This is a genomic window from Amycolatopsis granulosa, assembly GCF_011758745.1.
Lineage (GTDB): Bacteria > Actinomycetota > Actinomycetes > Mycobacteriales > Pseudonocardiaceae > Amycolatopsis_E > Amycolatopsis_E granulosa.
Map to the genome: position 1 here is coordinate 1,048,239 of NZ_JAANOV010000001.1, position 21,111 is coordinate 1,069,349.

19 protein-coding genes are annotated in these 21,111 nt (G+C 71.7%); 6 read left to right on the top strand and 13 right to left on the bottom strand.

The window, feature by feature from the left end; all coding sequences use genetic code 11:
- Positions 1–8: 8 nt before the first annotated feature.
- From pheT to infC, 6 genes are all read right to left on the bottom strand, one after another.
- Complete coding sequence (pheT, locus tag FHX45_RS05105) at positions 9–2,531, bottom strand: phenylalanine--tRNA ligase subunit beta (RefSeq protein WP_167097098.1); 2,523 nt, start codon at positions 2,529–2,531, stop codon at positions 9–11.
- Positions 2,532–3,599: a phenylalanine--tRNA ligase subunit alpha gene (gene pheS / locus FHX45_RS05110; protein WP_167097099.1), complete on the bottom strand. Its 1,068-nt coding sequence runs from the start codon at positions 3,597–3,599 to the stop codon at positions 2,532–2,534.
- A 94-nt stretch (positions 3,600–3,693) separates the two neighbouring features.
- The gene (locus tag FHX45_RS05115; protein WP_279588932.1) at positions 3,694–4,512 is read right to left on the bottom strand and encodes a TrmH family RNA methyltransferase; all 819 of its coding nucleotides are present in this window, start codon (positions 4,510–4,512) and stop codon (positions 3,694–3,696) included.
- 14 nt (positions 4,513–4,526) lie between these two features.
- The gene (rplT, locus tag FHX45_RS05120) at positions 4,527–4,913 is read right to left on the bottom strand and encodes a 50S ribosomal protein L20 (RefSeq protein ID WP_167097101.1); all 387 of its coding nucleotides are present in this window, start codon (positions 4,911–4,913) and stop codon (positions 4,527–4,529) included.
- Between the two features lie 77 nt (positions 4,914–4,990).
- Entirely contained in the window at positions 4,991–5,185 is a 195-nt protein-coding gene (gene rpmI, locus FHX45_RS05125; protein ID WP_167097103.1) for a 50S ribosomal protein L35, read from the bottom strand.
- Positions 5,186–5,257: 72 nt separating this feature from the next.
- On the bottom strand, positions 5,258–5,872 hold the full coding sequence (gene infC / locus FHX45_RS05130) for a translation initiation factor IF-3 (RefSeq protein ID WP_094009115.1): 615 nt from the start codon (positions 5,870–5,872) through the stop codon (positions 5,258–5,260).
- Positions 5,873–6,079: 207 nt separating this feature from the next.
- On the opposite strand from infC, the gene FHX45_RS05135 reads away from it, so the two are divergent.
- Complete coding sequence (locus FHX45_RS05135; protein ID WP_167097105.1) at positions 6,080–6,448, top strand: DUF1844 domain-containing protein; 369 nt, start codon at positions 6,080–6,082, stop codon at positions 6,446–6,448.
- A 94-nt stretch (positions 6,449–6,542) separates the two neighbouring features.
- Here FHX45_RS05135 and FHX45_RS05140 read toward each other — a convergent pair whose 3' ends face one another.
- Both FHX45_RS05140 and FHX45_RS05145 read right to left on the bottom strand, forming a co-directional pair.
- A complete protein-coding gene (locus FHX45_RS05140) occupies positions 6,543–6,923 on the bottom strand; it encodes a RidA family protein (protein ID WP_167097107.1) in 381 nt (126 codons plus the stop codon).
- A 17-nt stretch (positions 6,924–6,940) separates the two neighbouring features.
- Positions 6,941–7,684, bottom strand: a complete 744-nt coding sequence (locus FHX45_RS05145) for an IclR family transcriptional regulator domain-containing protein (RefSeq protein WP_167097109.1) — start codon at positions 7,682–7,684, stop codon at positions 6,941–6,943.
- Between the two features lie 91 nt (positions 7,685–7,775).
- Here FHX45_RS05145 and FHX45_RS05150 point away from each other — a divergent pair, with 91 nt between their 5' ends.
- From FHX45_RS05150 to FHX45_RS05160, 3 genes are all read left to right on the top strand, one after another.
- Positions 7,776–9,071 (top strand): amino acid deaminase, encoded by a 1,296-nt coding sequence (locus tag FHX45_RS05150; RefSeq protein WP_167097111.1) that lies wholly within the window; start codon positions 7,776–7,778, stop codon positions 9,069–9,071.
- A gap of 596 nt (positions 9,072–9,667) precedes the next feature.
- Positions 9,668–11,518: an ABC transporter ATP-binding protein gene (locus tag FHX45_RS05155; protein ID WP_167097113.1), complete on the top strand. Its 1,851-nt coding sequence runs from the start codon at positions 9,668–9,670 to the stop codon at positions 11,516–11,518.
- Between the two features lie 121 nt (positions 11,519–11,639).
- On the top strand, positions 11,640–12,467 hold the full coding sequence (locus FHX45_RS05160) for a serine/threonine-protein kinase (protein ID WP_167097115.1): 828 nt from the start codon (positions 11,640–11,642) through the stop codon (positions 12,465–12,467).
- A gap of 21 nt (positions 12,468–12,488) precedes the next feature.
- Here the strand turns inward: FHX45_RS05160 and FHX45_RS28700 are convergent, their stop codons facing one another.
- The 5 genes from FHX45_RS28700 to FHX45_RS05185 form a co-directional block, all read right to left on the bottom strand.
- Positions 12,489–13,001: an NlpC/P60 family protein gene (locus FHX45_RS28700; protein ID WP_167097117.1), complete on the bottom strand. Its 513-nt coding sequence runs from the start codon at positions 12,999–13,001 to the stop codon at positions 12,489–12,491.
- Positions 13,002–13,254: 253 nt separating this feature from the next.
- Positions 13,255–13,698: a YbjQ family protein gene (locus FHX45_RS05170; RefSeq protein WP_167097119.1), complete on the bottom strand. Its 444-nt coding sequence runs from the start codon at positions 13,696–13,698 to the stop codon at positions 13,255–13,257.
- 337 nt (positions 13,699–14,035) lie between these two features.
- Complete coding sequence (locus FHX45_RS05175; RefSeq protein ID WP_167097120.1) at positions 14,036–14,488, bottom strand: SRPBCC family protein; 453 nt, start codon at positions 14,486–14,488, stop codon at positions 14,036–14,038.
- Between the two features lie 872 nt (positions 14,489–15,360).
- Positions 15,361–18,216 (bottom strand): excinuclease ABC subunit UvrA, encoded by a 2,856-nt coding sequence (gene uvrA / locus FHX45_RS05180; RefSeq protein WP_167097123.1) that lies wholly within the window; start codon positions 18,214–18,216, stop codon positions 15,361–15,363.
- A 53-nt stretch (positions 18,217–18,269) separates the two neighbouring features.
- Positions 18,270–19,529 (bottom strand): acyltransferase family protein, encoded by a 1,260-nt coding sequence (locus FHX45_RS05185; RefSeq protein ID WP_167097125.1) that lies wholly within the window; start codon positions 19,527–19,529, stop codon positions 18,270–18,272.
- A gap of 114 nt (positions 19,530–19,643) precedes the next feature.
- Between FHX45_RS05185 and FHX45_RS05190 the strand changes: the two genes are divergently transcribed.
- Complete coding sequence (locus FHX45_RS05190) at positions 19,644–20,321, top strand: MBL fold metallo-hydrolase (RefSeq protein ID WP_167097127.1); 678 nt, start codon at positions 19,644–19,646, stop codon at positions 20,319–20,321.
- A gap of 327 nt (positions 20,322–20,648) precedes the next feature.
- On the top strand, positions 20,649–21,107 hold the full coding sequence (locus FHX45_RS05195; RefSeq protein WP_208405810.1) for an STAS domain-containing protein: 459 nt from the start codon (positions 20,649–20,651) through the stop codon (positions 21,105–21,107).
- Positions 21,108–21,111: the final 4 nt, after the last annotated feature.

A 21,111-nucleotide genomic window follows, 5' to 3' on the forward strand; every position in this document is an offset into this window, starting at 1 on the left:
CCGCGCAGCTATGCGCGAAGCTCCGCGCCGTACCGCGAGCCGGCCTCGGCCACCGCGGCATCGCGCGCCGCCGTCGCCTCGTCGACCGTGAGCGTCCGGTCCGCGGCGCGGAACCGCAGTTTGTACGCCAGCGACCGCTTGCCCGCACCGACCTGGTCGCCGGTGTAGACGTCGAACAGCGCGGTGTCCTCGAGCAGGTCACCGCCGCCGGCTACCAGCGCCGCGGCCAGGTCGGCGGCGGGCACCTGCGCGTCCACCACGAGCGCGACGTCGAGCAGCACCGGCGGGTACGGCGAGATCACCGGGGCCGGCCTGTCCTCCCGCAGCGGGATCGCATCCAGGTCGAGCTCCATCGCGACGGTCCGCTTGGGCAGGCCCAGCGCCTCGATCACCTTGGGGTGCAGCTCGCCCGCGTGCCCGACCGGCCAGTCTCCGACGAGGAGTTCGGCACACCGCCCCGGGTGCCACGGCGCCAGCTCGGCGTTGCGCACCCGCAGCTCGACCCCGGCGGCCTGGCCGACGAGCCGGGCGGCCTGGACGGCGTCCGCCCAACCGGCCTGCTCACCCTTGCCCCACCAGCCGGCGCGCTCGCGCTGTCCGGCGAGCACCACGGCGACGTGCTGGGGCTGGGCGGGCACCGCCGCCTCCAGCTGCGCGAGCTCGGCGTCCGACGGACGCCCGGAGACGCCGAGCTCCGGCATCGGAACCGGGCTCGCGCCGGGCAGGACGACCTGTCCGATGTGGAACAGGGCGAGGTCCTTGAACCCGCGGGAGGCGTTGCGCTGCAGCGTCTCGAGCAGACCGGGCAGCAGCGTGGTGGCCAGCCGGTCCTTGTCCGCCTCGAGCGGGTTCTGCACCTTCACCGTCTTGCGCCGCACGTCGTCGGCCGCCAGGCCGAACGCGTCCCACACGGACTCACCCACGAAGGGGAACGGCTGCACCTCGACGTACCCCGCCTCGGCCAGCGCCCGGGACACGGTGCGGCGGCGCCGCTGGGCGGCAGTGAGACCGGTGCCCGCCGGGGCGGTGGGCAGCACCGACGGGATGCTGTCGTAGCCCTCGAGCCGCAGCACCTCCTCCACGAGGTCGGCGGGCTGCTTGAGGTCGCCGCGCCAGGTCGGCGGCGTCGCGTTCACCTGGGCGGTGCCGTCGTCACCGGCGCCGACGGTGACCTTGCAGCCCACCTGGTTCAGCCGCCGGACGGTGACGCCCCGGTCGTAGCGGATGCCGGCGACCCGGTCGGGCAGGCTGATCGGCATGGTGATCGGCGCCGGCGGCTCGAACGTGCCCACGTCGGTGCGGCCCGGCTGGATGCTGCCGTCGCCGTAGGTACGCAGCAACCGGGCGGCCCGCTCCACGGCGGCCGCGCAGACCTGCGGGTCGGTGAACCGCTCGAACCGCTTGGCGGCCTCCGAGAACAGCTTGTGCCGCCGCGCGGTGCGGCTGATCGACGGCGGGTCCCAGTGGGCGCCCTCGATCAGGACGTCGGTGCTCTCGGTGCTGATCTCCGTGCTCGCCCCGCCCATCGTGCCGGCCAGCGACACGGCACCACGCTCGTCGGCGATCACGACGTCGTCGGCGTCGAGGGTCCGCTCCACGTCATCGAGAGTGGTGAGCTTCTCCCCCGGCTTCGCCCGCCGGACGACCAGACCGCCCTGCAACGACGCGGTGTCCCAGGCGTGCAGGGGCTGCCCGAGCTCGAGCATGACGTAGTTGGTGACGTCCACGGCGAGCGAGATCGAGCGGATCCCGGCCAGCAGCAGCCGCCGGCGCATCCACCACGGCGTCGGCGCGCCCGCGTCGAGGCTGGTGATGCGGCGCACCACGAACCGGTCGCAACCGCTCGGGTCGGCGATCTCGACCGGCCACGCCTCGCCCTCGGCGGCGGGCAGGTCGAGCACGGCCGGGTCGCCGAACGGCACGTCGAGCGCCGCGGCGAGCTCGCGGGCGAGCCCGCGGACCGACAGGGCGTAGCCGCGGTCGGGAGTCGGGGTCAGATCCAGGACGGTGTCGTTCAGGCCGAGGACCTCGTGCGCGCACTCGCCCGGGCTCGCCGTCGAGGGCGGCAGCACGAGGATCCCGCTGTGGTCCTCGCCCAGACCGAGCTCGCGGGCCGAGCAGATCATGCCGTCGCTGATCCGGCCGTAGGTCTTGCGGGAGGCGATCTCGAACGGTCCGGGCAGCACCGTGCCGGGCAGCGCCACGACCACCAGGTCGCCCTCGGCGAAGTTGGTCGCGCCGCAGACGATCCCGCGGGTGCGGATGCCGGCCGGGCCCTCGTGCTCGGCGGGCTCCTCGCCGGGGACGGCCACCTCGCCGACGTCGACACGGCAGAACCGGATCGGCTTCTTGAAGCCGTCGAGCTCCTCGATCTCGGCGACCCGGCCGATCACGAGCGGCCCGGTGACCTGGTCCAGCGAGCGGACCTCGTCCACCTCGATGCCGATGCGGATGAACGCGTCGGCCAGCTCCCGCGGTCCGACCTCGCCGGCGTCCAGGTGCTCGAGCAGCCAGCTGACGGGGACTCGCACTCAGGCCTCCGTTCCGAAGGGAAGGGTGAAGCGGACATCGCCCTCGACGATGTCGCGCATGTCGGGGATGCCGTTGCGGAACTGGAGGGTCCGCTCGATGCCCATGCCGAACGCGAAGCCCGAGTACACGTCCGGGTCCACCCCGCAGGCGCGGAGCACGTTCGGGTGCACCATGCCGCAACCGCCCCACTCGACCCAGCCCGGGCCGCCGGCCTTCTCCTCGAACCAGACGTCCACCTCGGCGCTGGGCTCGGTGAAGGGGAAGAAGTGCGGGCGCAGCCGGGTCCGGGACTTCTCGCCGAACATGGCCCGGGCGAACGCGTCCAGAGTGCCCTTGAGGTGGGCCATGGTGATGCCCTTGTCCACCGCCAGGCCCTCGACCTGGGAGAACACCGGCGTGTGAGTCGCGTCCAGCTCGTCCGTGCGGTAGGTGCGCCCGGGGCAGACGACGTACACCGGCAGGTCGCGGTGCAGCAGCGTGCGGGCCTGCACCGGCGAGGTGTGGGTGCGCAGCACCAGGCCGGAGCCCGGTTCACCGGCGTAGAAGGTGTCCTGCATCTGCCGCGCCGGATGGTCCTTCGCGAAGTTGAGGGCGTCGAAGTTGAACCACTCGGCTTCCAGCTCGGGGCCCTCGGCGACCTCCCAGCCCATGGCGACGAACACGTCCGCGATGCGCTCGCTCACGGTGGTGAGCGGGTGCCGGGCGCCGCGCGGGATACGGTCCCACGGCAGCGTGACGTCCACGGCCTCCTCACGCAGGACGCGCTCGTCGCGCTCCGCGAGCAGCGTGGCGCGCCGGGAGTCGAACGCGGACTGGATGGTCTGCCGCGCCTCGTTGACCCGCTTGCCGGCCTCGGCCTTGTCCTGCTTCGACAGCGAGCCGATGGCGCGGCGGGCGAGCATGAGCGGCGAGTGGTCACCCAGGTGGGCCGGTTTCACCGCGGCCAGGGCGTCCAGGTCGCCGGCGGCCTGGAACTCGGCCTCGGCGTGCTTCACCGCCGCCCCCAGGGTCTCGGGCGAGGTGGCCTCGGCCGGGGGCAGGTCCTGCTTCTCGGTGGCTCCGGACATAGCTCCTCGGTGTCCGCTGGACGGGATCCGCCGTGCGACACGCACATGACGATTACCGCTGGATTCTAGGCGATCGCGATCCGGCACCGGCGCCTCACCCGACCGGACGACGAGCCGCCATCGCGCTGGTGTAGAGACACACGGCCGCGGCCGTGGCCAGGTTGAGGCTCTCCGCCGCGCCGTAGAGCGGGATCCGCACGGGAAGGTCCACCGCGGCCAGGACCCCGGGCGACAGCCCGTGGGCCTCGTTGCCGAACACCCAGGCCGTTGGAGCCGCGACGTCGACGGCGCCCAGTTCGGTCTCGGCGTAGCCGTGGGCGGCGAGCAGGCGCAGCCCGGCCGCGCGGCACGCGGCGAGGGCGGCAGCGGTGTCCCGCACACGCGAGAGGGGGAGGTGGAAGACGCTGCCCGCCGACGCGCGGACGCACTTGCCGTTGTGCGGGTCGACGCTGTCGCCGGTGAGGATGACCGCGTCCGCACCGGCTGCGTCCGCGACGCGGATGACGGTGCCGGCGTTACCGGGATCGGCGACGCCGTCCAGCACGGCGACCAGCCGTGCGGTGCCGTCGAGCAGGCCATCGAGGGGGCGGTCGAGCAGGGCACAGACCGCCACGATGCCCTGCGGGGTGACGGTCTCGGACAGCCCGGCGGCGGCCCGGTCCGTGATCGGCGAGACACGCACGCCTGCTTCCCGTGCACCGCCGACCAGGTCCGGGTGGGCCTGCGCGGCGCGCTCGGTGACGAACAGCTCGTGCACCGCGCCCGGGTCACGAGCCAGGGCGGCACCGACGGCGTTGGCGCCCTCGGCCAGGAAACGACCGGTCTTGTCGCGCTCGGCACGGCGGGTCAGGCGCCGCGCAGCGACGACCCGGGGGGTCCGTTCGGTGAACGGAGCCGCCCCGGGCCGGGTCAGATCGGCGTGCTCGCTCAGGCCGACTTCTTCTCGTCGCTCGGCCCGGTCGTCACGTGCTGCTTGGCCAGCTCGGCCAGCGCGGTGAACGCCGCGGGGTCGTTGACGGCGAGGTCCGCGAGGATCTTGCGGTCGACCTCGACACCAGCAGCCTTGAGGCCCTGGATGAAGCGGTTGTAGGTCACGCCGTTCTGCCGGGCGGCCGCGTTGATGCGGGTGATCCACAGCTGGCGGAAGTCACCCTTGCGGGCACGGCGGTCCCGGTAGGCGTAGTTGAGCGAGTGGAGCATCTGCTCCTTCGCCTTGCGGTACAGCCGCGAGCGCTGGCCGCGGTAACCGCTGGCCAGTTCGAGAGTTGCGCGACGCTTCTTCTGGGCGTTGACCGCCCGCTTGACGCGTGCCACGGGTCCGTCCTGTCGATATCAGGGGGCGACGGCTGATGACCGGGCGCCCCGGGGTTTACGGCGGAAGAGGAGAGGCTTCAGCGGCCGAGCAGCCGCTTGACCCGGCCGACGTCGTTCTTGGCGACCTCGCCGGTGCCCTCCAGACGGCGGGTGACGCGGCTGGACTTCTTCTCCATCAGGTGGCGGCGACCCGCCTTCTGACGACGGAGCTTGCCCGTGCCGGTGACCCGAATCCGCTTCGAGGTCCCGCTGTGCGTCTTCATCTTCGGCATTGAGTGCTCTCTTTCATGGTGCAGCACACCGGAGTACCGGTGTGCTGCGAACTGCGTCGGTCGCGGCGCCCGTCAGGAGTCGACGGGTTCCTTGGCGGCCTTCTGCTTGGGCTTGGCGTTCTTGTGCGGCGCCAGCACCATGATCATGTTGCGGCCGTCCTGCTTCGGGGACGCCTCCACGTAACCGAGCTCGGCCACGTCCTCGGAGAGCTTCTGCAGCAGCCGGAAACCCAGCTCCGGCCTCGACTGCTCACGACCGCGGAACATGATGGTCACCTTGACCTTGTTCCCCGCGGCGAGGAAGCGGGACACGTGCCCCTTCTTCGTCTCGTAGTCGTGCTGGTCGATCTTCGGGCGCAGCTTCTGCTCTTTGATGACGGTGAGCTGCTGGTTACGGCGTGACTCGCGGGCCTTCTGCGCGCTCTCGTACTTGAACTTGCCGAAGTCCATGAGCTTGCAGACCGGCGGGCGCGCCTGCGGGGCGACCTCGACGAGGTCGAGATCCGCTTCCTGGGCGAGCCTGAGCGCATCCTCGATGCGGACGATGCCGACCTGTTCCCCGTTCGGTCCGACGAGCCGGACCTCGGGAACGCGGATGCGTTCGTTGATGCGTGTCTCGGAGCTGATGTGGCCTCCTTGGTCCGAGGTGTGTTGTCTAGCCTGCTCGACCTGGTGCCCACATACCACGGGCCCCGTCCCCGGCCGATGTGCCAGGATGCGGGGCCCTGCTTTCCGATCACGTCCGACAGCGATGCCGAACGTTCCGCCGTCACCGACCACGGCCGATGACGGGACCGGACCCGGCCGCCTCGTGCGGCGACTCGGGTGGGAGCGGGGCTCCACTTGCCGCCCCCGATTTCTCGGGGACTGGTCGCACGTGGAAGGGTACCAGACGTGCTTGACGACGGTTCCAACGCGCCCGACCCGGGCGATATTTCCGCGCCCGTGCGCGACCTGCAGGACATCCCCAGCGTCGAGGTCATCAGCCGGGCGGCGGTGATGCTGCTGTCCGCCGCGGCCGAACGGCTCGGGCTCGCCGACGAGGACCCGGACACCAGCCCGCAGCGGGACCTGGACGAGGCCCGGCGCCTGATCACCGCGCTGGCCGGGCTGGTCACCGCCTCCGCCGAGTACCTCGGCGTGCACGCCGCTCCCCTGCGCGACGGCCTGCAATCGCTGCAGAAGGCGTTCCGGGAGGCGTCGGCGGTGCCCGATGCGCCCGGCCAGGGCCCCGGGGAGAAGTACACCGGTCCGGTGTACTGACGGTTCCCGGCCAGCCGACGTGCGGCGAGGACGCGGGGGTGGCGACCGCGGCGCGGACGCCACCCCGCCGAGGCGGTCCCGGGCCGGCCCGGCCTCAGTCCACGACCGCCAGCAGGTCGATCTCCACCAGCACACCCTTCGGCAGCCCGACGTACACCGTGGTCCGCGCCGGGTAGGGCTCGCGCATCAGCTCGTTGTACACCTCGTTGAACTCGCCGAAGTGGGCGGTGTCGGTCAGGTACGCGCGGACCATCACCACGTCCTGCCAGCCGGATCCGGCCTCGGTGAGGACCGCCTCCAGGTTCGCGAACACCTGACGCGTCTGTTCCGCGATCGTGCTGCCGACGATCTCGCCGGTCTCCGGGTCGAACGGGACCTGCCCGGCCAGCTGGAGGATGGGGCCCTTGCGCACGGCGGGCGAGTAGTTCGCCGCCGGCTTGGGAGCCTTCTCCGTGGTGATCGCGACCTTGGCCATGTGAACCGGTTCCTCTCTCACGGGGTCCATCCGTTGTGGACGGACGCGTCCTCGGCGGCGGCCCGCAGTACCGGCAGCAGTGCCAGCAGGCCGTCGTGATCCAGCAGCACCTTCGGCACCGACAGGGACACCGCCGCGAGGACAGCCCCACCGGGACCGCGCACCGGCGCGGCGATGCCGTGGATGAAGTCTTCGTACTCGGCGTCGTCGACCGCGTACCCGCGTTCCGCGACCCGTGCCAGCTCGGCCAGGTACGCCTCGGGGGCGGTGATGGTGTTCGCGGTCAGCGGGGTGTAGTCCAGGCCGCGCGCGATCGTCTCGCGCCGGGCCGGCGGCAGCGCGGCGACCAGGATCTTGCCGGCCGCGGTGCAGTGCAACGGCGCGCGTTCACCGATGCGGGAGTACATCCGCACGCTGTGCCGGCCTTCGTACTTGTCGACGTAGACGACCTCGCCGTCCTCGAAGGTGGCCAGGTGCACGGTGTAGCCGGTGCGGTCGTTGAGCGCGGCGAGCGCCGGCGCGGACTCGCGCCGCACGTCGCGGCCCTCCAGGGCGCGGGCGGCCAGGTCGAACAGGGCGCTGCCGAGCCGGTAGCCCCGGGACCCCGCGCGCTGCACGAAGTGCTGCGTCTCCAGAGTGCGCAGCAGCCGCAGCACCGTCGACTTGTGCACGCCGAGCTCAGCGGCGAGCTCGTTCAGGGTGCTCGCGCCCCCGGCGAGCGCGTGGAGCAGGCTCAGCCCACGGTCAAGACTCTGGCTCACGCTCGCTCCGTTGACCGGTCACCCGGGGAATGCTACACCTGACGCAGTCACTTTGTGCAACGTGCGTTGCACAATACGCAACGGAGCTCGCATGGCCGACTGTACCCTCGACGCGGCGGCGCTGGCGGCGCTCGCCGGCGAACGGCTCGACTGGCGGTTCAAGTCAATCCCCGCCACGCTCTGGGGCCACACGCTGGCCGACGCTGCCGCCCTGCGGCCCGGGCTGTTCACCGACGGGTTCGTCGGCCCCGTCGTCGTGCTCGAAGCCGACGCGCTGGAGCACAACCTGCGCACGATGGCGCAGTGGTGCGCGCGGGCCGGGGTCAAACTCGCACCACACGGCAAGACCACGATGGCGCCACAGCTGTTCGCCCGGCAGGCCGAGCACGGCGCGTGGGGCATCACCGCCGCCAACGCCGGCCAGCTGCGCGTCTACCGCGCCTTCGGCGTGTCCCGGATCCTGCTGGCCAACGAGCTGGTCGACCCGGCGGCGCTGCGCTGGCTCGGCGCGGAGCTGGACGCGCATCCGGAGTTCGAGTTCAGCTGCTGGGTCGACTCGGTCCGCTCGGTCGAGCTGATGACCGAGGCGCTGCGCGGTACCCGCCGCCCGGTGGACGTGCTGGTGGAACTGGGTGCCGACGGCGGCCGGACCGGCGCGCGCGACCTGGGCACCGCGCTGACCATCGCCGCGGCCGCGCACGCCAGCCCCGCGCTGCGCCTGACCGGTACCGGCGGGTACGAGGGCGCGCTGGCCCACGACCCGGGCCCGGCCTCGCGCCGGGTCGTCGACACCTACCTGCGGCGGCTGCGGGAACTCACCATCGCCCTCGGCCGGCGCGGACTGTTCGCGGACCTGGACCAGGTGATCGTCACCGCCGGCGGTAGCGCCTATTTCGACCAGGTCGCCAGCGCTCTCACCGGCGACTGGGCCGGCCTGCCCGTGGTGCCGGTGCTGCGCAGCGGCGCGTACCTGACGCACGACGACGGCTTCTACCGCGGCATCTCCCCGCTGGGCGAGCACCCGCGGATCGCCGGGACACCGCGGTTCCGCTCCGCGCTGCGCGCCTGGGCCCAGGTCACCTCCCGTCCCGCCGGCGACCTGGCGCTGCTGACCCTGGGCAAGCGCGACGCCTCCTTCGACGAGGGCCTGCCCGTACCGCAGTGGCACCGGCGCCCCGGACAGGAACCCGCGGAGCTGACCGGGCACACCGTGACCGCGCTCAACGACCAGCACGCGTTCGTCGCGCTGCCCCCGGGCTCGCCGGTGCGGGTCGGCGACTGGATCGGGCTGGGCCTGTCGCACCCGTGCACGGTGTTCGACAAGTGGCCGCTGCTGCCCGTGGTCGACGGCGACACCGTCGTGGACTTCGTCCGCACCTACTTCTAGAAGTCCACGGTGGACCTCGTGCCGCGGGATGCGCACGGTGGCGGGCTCGCAGTCGCGCCCGCATCGACAAGGCACGCTCATGCGGATGTGCCGCTGCTCGCGGCACCGGGTTCGCCGTCGCCGGGCGAGGGAGTCCGAAGTGGACCGGTGCGTGAGCTGGTCGGACGTGCGAGGTGGCCGGCACGCCTGGTGGCTGCCACAGCTCGCACCGCCGCAGCTGCCTTGCGGGTGCGCCGGACGCGTTCGGGAAGAGGGTGGAGGTGTGCGGCACGGGCCGTTTGCGTGCCGATCCGGCTGGTTCCTCCCGATGGGCGCGGTATGCGGCATTACCGGCGAGGCGCTGCCGCGTTCCTCGACGCCGCACCCTAGGGTCTTCGGTCAGTTTCCGGGCAGATGCGACAGCGATTCTCACGCCATGCTTGTGCTCTTGCACACACGGTGAAAACGCCGCACCAGGGCCGAATTCAACCGTCCACTAGGGACCGGTTAGAGCCGCTCCCGGTGGAAAACCTTCTATCTCAAGGGCCTTCAGTCGATGTTGCCCCGGCCGTAGCATTGGCCGGATCGCTGAGGGAGCAGCGGGGCGGGGAGGTCTCATGGTCACCACCGGCAGACGAGCCGGGCACGTCGGTGAGGTACCGCGCGCGTCCGGCGACCGGCGCCGCCGGCGGATGCTACCGCAGGCGCTCGCCGTTGCCGCACCCGTGGTCCGCCCGCACCTGCCGGCTCTGGCCGCAACCTCCGTGCTGGAATTGTTCGGGGCCGGCGTGTCCCTGCTCCGCCCGTGGCCACTGGCCCTGGCCGTCGACCACGCGATCGGCGGCAGGCCGGCCTCGGGTTTGCTGGTACGGCTCAACGGGTTTTCGCCGGCCTCAATCCTCCTGCTCGCGGGAGCGGCGACCGTGCTGCTCAGCGTCGTCGCGGGCGTGCTGAACCTCGCCTCCACGGTGTCCGCGGAGCGCGCCGCCGAAGGCGTCGGCGCCAGGCTGCGGGAATCGGTGTTCGAGCACACGATGGAACTGTCCCTGCGGTGGCACGACCGGATGCCCAGCGGCGAGTTGCTGTCCCGCCTGACCAGCGACGTGGCCCGGATGCTGGCCGCCGTGGTCGCGGTGGCGACGATCCTCATCCCGGACACGTTCGTCCTGGTGGTGGTACTCGTCGTACTCGCCCTGTTCGACCCCGGGCTGGCACTGGTCGGTCTCGCGGTCCTGCCGCTGCTGGTCGTCCTCGCGGTGTGGCAACGGCGCCGGGTGCGGCGCGCGCAGAACGACGCCCGTGACGCCTGGGGAAACCTGAGTGCGGTCACCAACGACCTGCTGCGCAACGTCCGCGCCGTGCAGGCGTTCGGCCGCGTCGACCGCGCCCGGGAACTGTTCGCCCGGCCCAACCGGCGGTTGCGGGACACCGAGGTCAAGGCGGCCACGGTCTCGGCGCGCTGGAGCCCGATCGCGGACATCGTCCTGTCCCTGGGCGCGGGCCTGGTGCTGGTGATCGGCGGGCGCGCGGTGCTGTCCGGGTCGCTGAGCACCGGTGATCTCCTGGTGATCCTGGCCTACCTGGGCGACATGTACTCGCCCGTGCGCAGCCTGACCCGCCTGTCCTCGGTGCTGGCCAAGGCGGGTGCGAGCGGCAAGCGCGTGGATGAGGTGCTCACCGCTTCGGAATCGGTGGCCGACGCGGCGTGGGCGCAGCCGGCCCCGGAGCGCATCGGCGAGGTCCGCTTCGCGCGCGTCGGCTTCGCCTACGAACCCGGGCACCCGGTGCTGCGCGACTTCGACCTGGTCCTCCGCGCCGGCGAAACCGTGTGCCTGCTGGGACCCAGCGGCGCGGGCAAGAGCACAGTGCTGCACCTGCTGCTGCGGCTCTACGACGCCGACAGCGGCCACATCATGATCAATCGCACCGACATCCGCGATCTCCAGCGGCACAGTCTCCGGCAACGGATCGCGTTCGTGCCGCAGGACCCCTGGCTCCTCGACGCGACCGTGGCGGACAACATCGCGTTCGGCGCCACGGCGGCGGACCGGGCGGCGGTCGAGGAGGCCGGACGGCAGGCCCTGGTGGACGAGTTCGTGCACACCCTGCCCCACGGCTACGACACGACGCTCGGCGAAGGGGGCGTCCGCCTCTCCGGCGGTCAGCGGCGGCGGGTGGCGCTCGCCCGGGCCGCCGTGTCCGCCGCGCCGCTGGTGCTGCTGGACGAGCCGACGGCTTCGCTCGACCCGGTCTCGTCCGCGACCGTCGTCCAGGCGATCCGCGGCGCCACCGCCCACCGGACCGTTCTCATCGTGACGCACGACCGGGACCTGGCGGCGATCGCCGACCGGGTCGTCGTGCTCGACCGGGACCCGCAACAACCGCACGGAAACGGGAGAGGAGGTGAACCTCATGCTGCTGATCAAAGGCCCGATGTCTTACCGCAAGCACGGGCACAAGCACGGTAAGCACGCCGGCAAGACCACTCGCACCACCCGGACCAGCCGTTCGCGTTGCTGATACCGGTATCGATGACCTGGCGGCCCGCGCTCGGGCGCGGGTCGCCGGGCTCCGGCGGGAAGGACAGGCATGAGCGAAGCCGCGCTCGACGACGACGGCGAACCGGTGTGGGACATGGCGGAGGGCGCCGAGTGCCCCGGCCGGACCCGCGCGGTGCGCCGGCTCGGGGTGGGCTGGCGCTGCGAGACCTGGCTCGTGTGGTCGGTCCCGCTGTGGTGCCCGATGGTGCTGAAACTTCCGCGCCCGCACATGCGCGAGCACCCGCGCGCGGTACGCGCGTTGCGGCGGGAGGTGACGGCGCTGTCCGGGCCACCACACCCGGGGCTGCCGAGGCTGATCACGGACGGTACCGCCGAACCGCTGCCCCACCTGCTGTTCGAGTACCTCGATGGTCCCGACCTCGACGACGTCCTGGACGAGGTCGGCCCGCTGGCCGGAGCCGAGGCGGCGTTGCTGGGGGTGCAGCTGCTGTCGGCGGTGGCGGCGGTGCACCGGGAAGGCCTGGCGCATCTGGACGTCAAGCCCGGCAACGTCGTCCTGCGCGACGGCAAACCGGTCCTCATCGACTTCGGCAGCGCACGTGCGCTCGGATCGCCCCAACCACCGGGACATCCGATCGGGACCCGTGGCTACACATCCCCCGAGCAGGAGGCGTGCCTGACGGTGTCACCGGGGATGGACGTCTACGGGGTCGGGGCGACCCTGCACGCGGTCGTGACCGGGCACCGGCCGGGAACGGGCGGCCAACCCTGCCCGCCGATGCTGACGGGACTGCTCGCGACCGATCCGGCGCGGCGCCTGGACGTCAGCGACGCGATCGCCGCGCTCCTCGAGTGGATTCCGGCGGAGTTCCGGCCATGGCCGGAGTGGGCCGACGCCTACCTCGGTGGAGCGTGACTGCCGCGCCCGGTGCCGTCGTCAGATCCGGCGGGCGTTGTGGAAGGGCATGCCGGCCATCGAGGAGATCTTCACCGGCTGACCGGCGGTGCTGGCGTGCACGATCTTGCCGTCGCCGACGTAGATGCCGACGTGGCTGACCGGCGTGTAGAAGAACACCAGATCACCGGGCCGCAGCTGGGACAGCGCGACCGGGGTGCCCATCGTGGACTGAGCGCGGGAGCTGTGCGGGAGGTTCACCCCGGCCTGCTTGAAGGCCCACTGGACGAGGCCGGAGCAGTCGTAGGCGTTGGGACCCGCGGCACCCCAGACGTAGGGCTTGCCCAGCTGGGTGAGCGCGTCGCGCAGGGCGGTCGCGCCGACGCTGGTGCCGGTGATCGAGGCCGGCGCGACGGCCGGTGCGGTGTCGGTCGGGGCGGCCGTGCTGGCGAACGCCGGGCCGGCAGCACCGGCGAGCGCGGCCGCCAGCACGGCGCTGGTGACACCGGCGCGCAGGAGTTTGCGGCCGGACTTCGGCTGCGGGGACTGTCGCATGTCGAGCGTTTCCTTTCGCTTTCCACCACCCGTGGCGGGGGATCCACGAAATCGCGGTGGTGGCTTGCGGCCGTGATCTTTCGGGGTAGATCACTGGTTGCCGCAAGAGCGCTGGAAACGTTACGAAGCGAGCCCGGCAATTGTGAAGACCGGGTGCGATATCACACAGATCAAAATCATTCCCGGTAATGGATCTTTCGCTGCTCGTGACAATTGATTTTGTCCCGGCGCGGTGCGCGCCGGGACAGTGACGTCACTGCTGCTGCGGGTGACCTTGCTGGACCTGACCCTGCTGCTGGTACTGCTGCTGCGCGCCGGTGTCGGTACCGTCGGGCACCACGTACACCGCCGTGCCGTAGGCGGCGATCTCGCTCGCGGTCTGGGCGATTTCGTTGCAGTCGAACCGCATGCCGAGCACCGCGTTCGCGCCGAATGCCATCGCTTCCTGACAGAGCCGCCCCAGCGCCTCGTGCCGCGAGTCGGACAGCAGCTTGGACAGGCCCTTCAGCTCGCCACCCGCCATCGCTTTCAGCCCGGCGCCGAAGTTGGAGAACATGTTGCGGCTGCGCACCGTCAGCCCGAACACCTCGCCGTACACGCGCATGACCCGGTACCCGGGCAGATCATTCATGGTGGACAGCAGGATCGGAAACCGCGGCTGCGGCTGCTGCTGTTGCTGTGGGTAAGGCTGGTTCATGCCGCGGATCGTAGCGCCCGTCAGGTGACGGCCCGGTACCAAACCTGCGGACGCCCGGCCTGTCCGTATCGTCGTGCCCGCCGCACGAGCCCGCCGTCGGCCGGGGTACTCCAGGTACCATCGGGCGGTCACCGCGAACACCCGCGGCGAACGACCGTCCACCCCGGACTGTGCCGGTGTCTCGCCCGCTTGCCGGAGCCGACCGGGGACGGTTGTCCCGCAACGACGTGAACGGCTCGGCCTTCACCCGCTCCGGAGTGGACGACCACGGCGACCACGAATCCCGCGACGCGCCGCTACCAGGACGGCGGCCCCGGCCCCACGGCCGGTCCGTCGCTCATCGCGTGCTCGTGGCGAGGTGGCTCTGGAGCCCCCGCAGGCCACGCCGCATCATCAGCGCGTGGTTGACCTGGAACAGCGGCCGGGCCAGCGGGGACAGCGCACGCAGCAGCCGTTTGGTGGCGATCACGTGCTGGGTGATCTCCAGCCGGGTGCCGCCCGGGCGCCGCAGGACGACCGCGGCGAGCTCACCTTCCAGGTCACCGGTCAGGTGCACCCGCAACCGGCCGCGGTTCACGTCCTCTTCGTCGCGCCGCATCCGGATGACCAGGGCGTAAGGCAGCGCGGCCCGGCACACGAGCTCCGCGGTGTCGTCGTCCACCTGGCTCACCGCGCGGACGTCCGGCCACCACCGCGGGTAGCCCGCGACGTCGGTGACCGCGTCGAACACCTGAGGCACCGGCGCGGAGAGCAGCCAGGTGTCCCGGAACTGGTAGGCATTGACCCGCATGGGCCGATTATCCGCCGAGATCGACCGCGGGACACGCCGTCACCGGCCGGATCCGGCGGCCTGGTGCTCGCGTTCGCCCCGGACGGCTGACCGCGGATGGATGCCGTCGGCGCCGGACCGGCGGCGCGTCCCGGCGCGGTGCCGGTGCAGCCGGTGAGCTGCCGGAGGCCGTCCGGGTAGACGAGGACACCGGTGACCACGGCCTCGCGGCCACCGGCCATCCTTCGGCCCGCGCAGGTGCCCGCGGGGCGCTCGTCCGTGCGACCGGCTGTCCACGGCGGACCGGTGGCACGTGCTTCCCCCGGTGCCGGTGCTCAGGCCCCGGAGATCCGCGGGAACGAGCCGACGGCCGCTCCGCCGGCGTGGGGCAGCGCCACCGGTCACCGGGCCGGGCAGGCGAATTCCGCGGCGAGCGTCCGGTCGCCGGGACCGGCTCCGTTGCCGGCACGTACCGGTTCACCCGCGTCCCGCGAGCTCGCACCGCCGCCCGGAACGCGGTCCTGGACGGCCCGGCGTGCCCGGCGGCACCGGGCAACGCTGGATCGCGCCCGCCGGCATCGGCCAGGGCCGGCGGCTTGCCGAGCACACCGAGGGGCACCAGCGGCGCGGGCAGCGTGCCTTCGGCCGCGCAGCACACCGGCGACGGGGCACCGCGCGAGCCGTGCCCGCGATCGGCCCCGGGCGGGAGCACGGGCGAGGGCCGGTTGCCCGCCGATCGCTCGGAGGCGAGCGGTGTGATCGACGCGCGGGCGCACCCGCCGCGGCCGTCCGTGCCGTGGCGGGAAGGCGCCTCGCCGCTGCTCGCCCCGATGGCACTGCCCGTGGGCGGAGCACCGGCACACCGAAGTGCACCGGCGGGCCGGACGGGCTCGTCAGGTGAGCAGCTCCTGCAGGAACTTGCCGGTGTAGCTGCCCTCCACCGTGGCGACGTGCTCGGGCGTGCCCTCCGCGACGATGGTGCCGCCGCCGGAACCGCCTTCGGGGCCGAGGTCGATCACCCAGTCCGACGTCTTGATCACGTCCAGGTTGTGCTCGATCACGATCACCGTGTTGCCCTTGTCCACCAGGCCGTTGATGACACCCAGCAGCTTGCGGATGTCCTCGAAGTGCAGACCGGTGGTGGGCTCGTCGAGGATGTACACCGTCTTGCCGGTCGAGCGCTTCTGCAGCTCACTGGCCAGCTTGACGCGCTGCGCCTCGCCGCCGGACAGCGTCGGCGCGGGCTGACCGAGCCGGACGTAGCCCAGGCCCACGTCCACCAGGGTCTGGAGGTGCCGGTGGATCGCCTTGATCGGCTCGAAGAACTCGGCGGCCTCCTCGATCGGCATGTCGAGGACATCGGAGACCGTCTTGCCCTTGTAGTGCACCTCGAGCGTCTCGCGGTTGTACCGGGCGCCCTTGCAGACCTCGCACGGCACGTACACGTCGGGCAGGAAGTTCATCTCGATCTTGATCGTGCCGTCCCCGGCACACGCCTCGCAGCGGCCGCCCTTGACGTTGAACGAGAACCGGCCCGGCTGGTAGCCGCGCACCTTCGCCTCGGTGGTGGCCGCGAAGAGCTTGCGCACGTGGTCCCACACGCCGGTGTAGGTGGCCGGGTTGGACCGCGGCGTACGACCGATCGGCGACTGGTCGACGCGCACCAGCTTGTCCACCAGGTCCAGACCGCGCACCCGGGTGTGCCGTCCCGGCACCTGGCGGGCGCCGTTGAGCTTGTTCGCCAGCACGGTGGCCAGGATGTCGTTGACCAGCGTCGACTTGCCCGACCCGGACACGCCGGTGACCGACACCAGGCAGCCCAGCGGGAACGACACGTCCACGCCGCGCAGGTTGTGCTCGCGCGCACCCACCACGGTCAGCTGGCGCTTCTTGCTGACCGGCCGGCGGATCTCCGGCACCGGGATGACCTCGCGCCCGGACAGGTACGCACCGGTCAGGGAGTCCTTGTTCCTGAGCAGCTTGCTGAACGGTCCGGTGTGGACGATGTGCCCGCCGTGCTCCCCCGCGCCCGGGCCGATGTCGACCACCCAGTCGCTGGCGCGGATGGTGTCCTCGTCGTGCTCGACCACGATCAGTGTGTTGCCCAGGTCGCGCAGCCGGGTCAGGGTGTCGATCAGGCGGCGGTTGTCCCGCTGGTGCAGGCCGATGGACGGCTCGTCCAGCACGTAGAGCACACCGACCAGACCGGACCCGATCTGCGTGGCGAGGCGGATCCGCTGGGCCTCGCCACCGGACAGCGTGGCCGAGGCCCGGTCCAGTGACAGGTAGTTCAGGCCCACGTCCAGCAGGAACCGCAGCCGCGCCTGGATCTCCTTGAGCACCGCACCGGCGATCATCGCCTCGCGCGAGCCCAGCTTGAGCCCGTCGAGGAACTCCGACGCCTCCTCGATCGACAGGGCGCACACCTCGGCGATGGACCGCTCGCCGCGCTCGGCGTGCTCGAGCGTGACCGCGAGGATCTCCGGCTTGAGCCGGCTGCCCTGGCACGCGGGGCACGGAACCTCGCGCATGTAGCCCTCGTACCGCTCGCGCATGTACTCGGACTCGGTCTGCTCGAGGCGCCGCTCCAGGAACGGGATGACGCCTTCGAAGCTGGCGTAGTAGCTGCGCTGACGGCCGTACCGGTTGCGGTAGCGAACGTGCACCTGGTCGTCGACGCCGTGCAGGACCGCCTTCTGCGCCTTGGCCGGCAGCTTGCGCCACGGCGTGTCCATGCGGAAGCCGATGGTCTCCGACAGCGACTCCAGCAACCGCTGGAAGTACTCGGCGCTCTGCCCGCCCGACCACGGCGCGATCGCGCCCTCGGCCAGCGACAGCTCGTCGTCGGGTACCACCAGCTCCGGGTCGACCTCCTTGCGGATGCCGATGCCGGTGCACTCCGGACAGGCGCCGTAGGGCGAGTTGAACGAGAACGAGCGGGGTTCGAGGTCCTCGATCGTCAGCGGGTGGCCGTTCGGGCACGCCAGGTTCTCGGAGAACCCGCGGATGCGGTGCGGGTCGCCCTCGGGCAGGTCGACGAACTCCAGCTCGACCAGGCCGTCGGCCAGCCGCAGCGCGGTCTCGACCGAGTCGGTGAGCCGCTGCTTGGCCGAGGCCTTGACGGTGAGCCGGTCGACCACGACACCGATGTGGTGCTTCTCCTGCTTCTTCAGCTTCGGCGGGTCGGTGAGCTGGTACACCTGCCCGTCGATGCGCGCCCGCGAATAGCCCTGCTGCTGCAGGTTGCTGAACAGGTCGAGGTACTCCCCCTTGCGGCCACGCACGACCGGCGCGAGCACCTGGAACCGGGTGCCCTGCTCCATGGCCAGCACCTGGTCGACGATCTGCTGGGGGGTCTGCTTGCTGATCGGCTCGCCGCACTGCGGGCAGTGCGCCTTGCCGGCGCGCGCGTAGAGCAGCCGCAGGTAGTCGTAGACCTCGGTGATCGTGCCCACGGTGGAGCGCGGGTTGCGCGAGGTGGACTTCTGGTCGATCGACACCGCGGGCGAGAGCCCCTCGATGAAGTCCACGTCGGGCTTGTCCATCTGCCCGAGGAACTGCCTCGCGTAGGCCGACAGCGACTCCACGTACCGCCGCTGGCCCTCGGCGAAGATCGTGTCGAAGGCCAGGCTCGACTTGCCGGACCCGGACAGGCCGGTGAACACGATCAGGCTGTCCCGGGGCAGGTCGAGGTCGACGCCGCGGAGGTTGTGCTCGCGCGCACCGCGAACAACGAGGCGATCAGCCACGGATGAGGTCCCTTCCTGGAATGTGACGGCCGGATCAGCCAGCCGCATCCATGCTAGGACGACCCACCGACAGAAACCGGAGCCGGACCGTTCGGCTCCTCACCGACGAGGTCGTCCGGAGCCCTCCGCGGTGACGGCGCGGTGACGCGCGGCGTGGTCAGCCAGCGGTGGGCCGGCCGTTCGACGAGCTTCGTGAGCAGCCATCCGGCGCCGATCGCCGCCCCCAGCACGAGCGGCAGCCGCGCCCAGCCCGGCAGACCCGCGAGCTGCAGCGCCTTGGCCAGGATGTAGCCCAGTTCCTGGTGCAACAGGTACACACCGTAGGAAATTCCGGCCAGCCACCCGATGGCCGGCGCGACCGGCCGCAGGAACGTCCAGTCCGGGCCCTTCGCCGCCGCGCACACCAGCACCAGCACCACGGCGAACCCGATGTCGGAGGGCAGCCGCGCCGGGTCGGTGGGCAGCGCCACGTGGAACGGGTAGAGGTGCAGGTCCTGGGCGGCGACCGCGGCGGCCAGCAGCAGGGCCAGGTGCGGCGTGGACATCCGGTCCCGCGACCACAGCCACACCGCGATTCCCGCGGCGAACGCGTGCAGCCGGTGCAGCCCGAACCCGAACACGAGCGAGAACGCCCACGGTGACGGGTTGTTCACCCCCAGGACCCAGAACCGCAGCACCAGCGGCACCAGCGTCATCGCCCACAGCAGCAGCTTCGCGTGCCGGGCGGCGTGCGGCGAGCGGAACCAGCGGGTGCGCGACCACAGCAGCGCGGCACCGGCGAAGACCATGAGCTGCACGGGCAGCGTCCAGTAGGAGCCGTCGAGCCAGATGAAACCCGCGTGCCAGCTCTGGATCATGGTCAGGTTGACGAGCAGGTCCCAGCCGACCGGGACGTACCACGAGCTCGCCCACGCCACCCCGTCGCTGGTGGGGCCGAACAGCGTGTCCCACCAGCCGCCACCGAACCCCTGGCCGTTGAACGAGGCGTCCGCCCCGCGCATCACGAAGTAGGTGACGACCACCGCGACCAGGTACGGCGGGAGCAGCCGCGCGGTCTTCTTCCACATCCACCTGCCGGTGCCGCCACGCCGGATCGTCTGGCAGACGAAGAACGCCGAGACGACCATCAGGATCGCCGCGCCGAACTGGGCGCTGATCCGGACCGGGTAGTCGTTCAGCTCGGGGTGGGCCAGCGGACCCTGGTGCGTGATGTGCCCGAGCACCACGGACAGGACGGCGAGGACGCGCACCGCGTCCCAGCTGATGCGTCGGGTGCTCCTGCGCTGGGGGGTTTCGGGGAGGGAACTCGGCACTGTTTCGGGCGTCTCACAAGATCGGGTCGGGGACGCAGCGGAGCCTACGTTACCTTTCTGAGACCAACCTGAACGGGTGGAACGGGTTGTCGCGCGGCGACTACCGTTGGCGCCGTGAACGTCGTAGAGGACTACACCGGCCACGTCGAGCCGGGCGGGGACGCGGCCCGGCGCGTGCTGGACGCCCTGACCATCACCAAGCTGTCGGTCGGGCCCATGGACAACAACGCCTACCTGCTGGTTTGCCGCCGGCAGAACGAGGCGCTGCTGATCGACGCCGCGGCGGACCCGGAGCGGATCTCCGATCTGGTGGGCCACGGCCCGGACCGTCCGGCGCTGCGCACGGTCGTCACCACGCACCAGCACCCCGATCACTGGCAGGCGCTCGGCGCCGTCGCCGGCGCATACGGTGCGAACACGGCGGCTCACCCGTTGGACGCATCCGTGTTGCCCGTGCCGCCGGACTTCCTGGTCGAACACGGCGACACGCTCACGGTGGGTGACTGCACTCTTGAGGTGATTCACCTCCGCGGGCACACCCCCGGCTCGATCGCGTTGTTGTACCGCGATGCGGACGGCAGCACGCACCTGTTCACCGGGGACTCGCTCTTCCCCGGCGGCGTGGGGAAGACGGCCACACCGGCGGACTTCGAGTCCCTGATCGGCGACGTGGAGTCCCGGGTGTTCGACAGGCTCCCGGACGAAACCTGGTTCTACCCGGGGCACGGGGACGACTCGACGCTGGGTGCGGAGCGGCCGAAGCTGGCCGAGTGGCGGCAGCGGGGCTGGTGATCACCGGGATCGGTTCCGTACGGCCGACAGGACCGCCGGGGCGAGCATCGCCGGGCCGAGGTCGACACCGGTGCCCGGGGACCCCGGCCTCGTGCCGCTCGGTTCCGGATGGCCGCGGCGGGCGTGCTGTTCGGGCCGGGACGGCTGGACGAAGGGGGCCCGCTGACGCACCGGCACGGCACGACCGGGCCGCTCACGGGCCGCTGACCAGCGCCGGGCGGCCTCGCCGAAACGGGGAAGCACGGGTAAGCTCGGACCCACGGTTGAGCAAGTAGCCGTTCGGAGCTACCCGACAGGCGCTTGCCGCGCAGTGTGGAGGCCGTGCTCATGGCTCCTCCGGAAACCCGTCCCGCACCGGTCCAGCGGGGCATCCCCGTTCCGCGGGCGAAGGACGTCCCGGAAGCGATGCCGTTCACCGTCGACGTGTCCCAGCCCGAGCGGCACACGCTGCTCGTCGAGGTCGGCGGCGATGTGGACCTGGCCAGCGCACCACAGCTGGCGGACGTGCTCAGCCGCCGTTTCCGCGGCCCGGTGACACTCCTCGTGCTGGACCTGTCCGAGGTCAGCTTCTTCGGCACGGCGGGCCTGAGCGTGCTGGTCGAGACGCAGTACGCCGCCGCGCGGCGCGGTGTCGCGCTGCGTGTCACCGGCACCGGCGCCCGCCCGGTCGAGCGTGCGCTGCGGGCGGCCGGCATGCTGTACAGCCTGCCGCACTCCGACGAGCCCGCCGAGGATGTCGTGCTCCGGCACGTGGCCGAGCAGAGCGTGGGCCGGGCGCCCTGGTGACTCC

What these genes read in the sequence shown, in the direction of transcription:
- pheS (WP_167097099.1), bottom strand. Translation starts at nt 3,599, where the DNA reads ATGTCCGGAGCCACCGAGAAGCAGGACCTGCCCCCGGCCGAGGCCACC.
- rpmI (WP_167097103.1), bottom strand. Translation starts at nt 5,185, where the DNA reads ATGCCGAAGATGAAGACGCACAGCGGGACCTCGAAGCGGATTCGGGTC.
- FHX45_RS05140 (WP_167097107.1), bottom strand. Translation starts at nt 6,923, where the DNA reads ATGGCCAAGGTCGCGATCACCACGGAGAAGGCTCCCAAGCCGGCGGCG.
- FHX45_RS05150 (WP_167097111.1), top strand. Translation starts at nt 7,776, where the DNA reads ATGGCCGACTGTACCCTCGACGCGGCGGCGCTGGCGGCGCTCGCCGGC.
- FHX45_RS05155 (WP_167097113.1), top strand. Translation starts at nt 9,668, where the DNA reads ATGGTCACCACCGGCAGACGAGCCGGGCACGTCGGTGAGGTACCGCGC.
- FHX45_RS05160 (WP_167097115.1), top strand. Translation starts at nt 11,640, where the DNA reads ATGAGCGAAGCCGCGCTCGACGACGACGGCGAACCGGTGTGGGACATG.
- FHX45_RS28700 (WP_167097117.1), bottom strand. Translation starts at nt 13,001, where the DNA reads ATGCGACAGTCCCCGCAGCCGAAGTCCGGCCGCAAACTCCTGCGCGCC.
- FHX45_RS05170 (WP_167097119.1), bottom strand. Translation starts at nt 13,698, where the DNA reads ATGAACCAGCCTTACCCACAGCAACAGCAGCAGCCGCAGCCGCGGTTT.
- FHX45_RS05175 (WP_167097120.1), bottom strand. Translation starts at nt 14,488, where the DNA reads ATGCGGGTCAATGCCTACCAGTTCCGGGACACCTGGCTGCTCTCCGCG.
- FHX45_RS05195 (WP_208405810.1), top strand. Translation starts at nt 20,649, where the DNA reads ATGGCTCCTCCGGAAACCCGTCCCGCACCGGTCCAGCGGGGCATCCCC.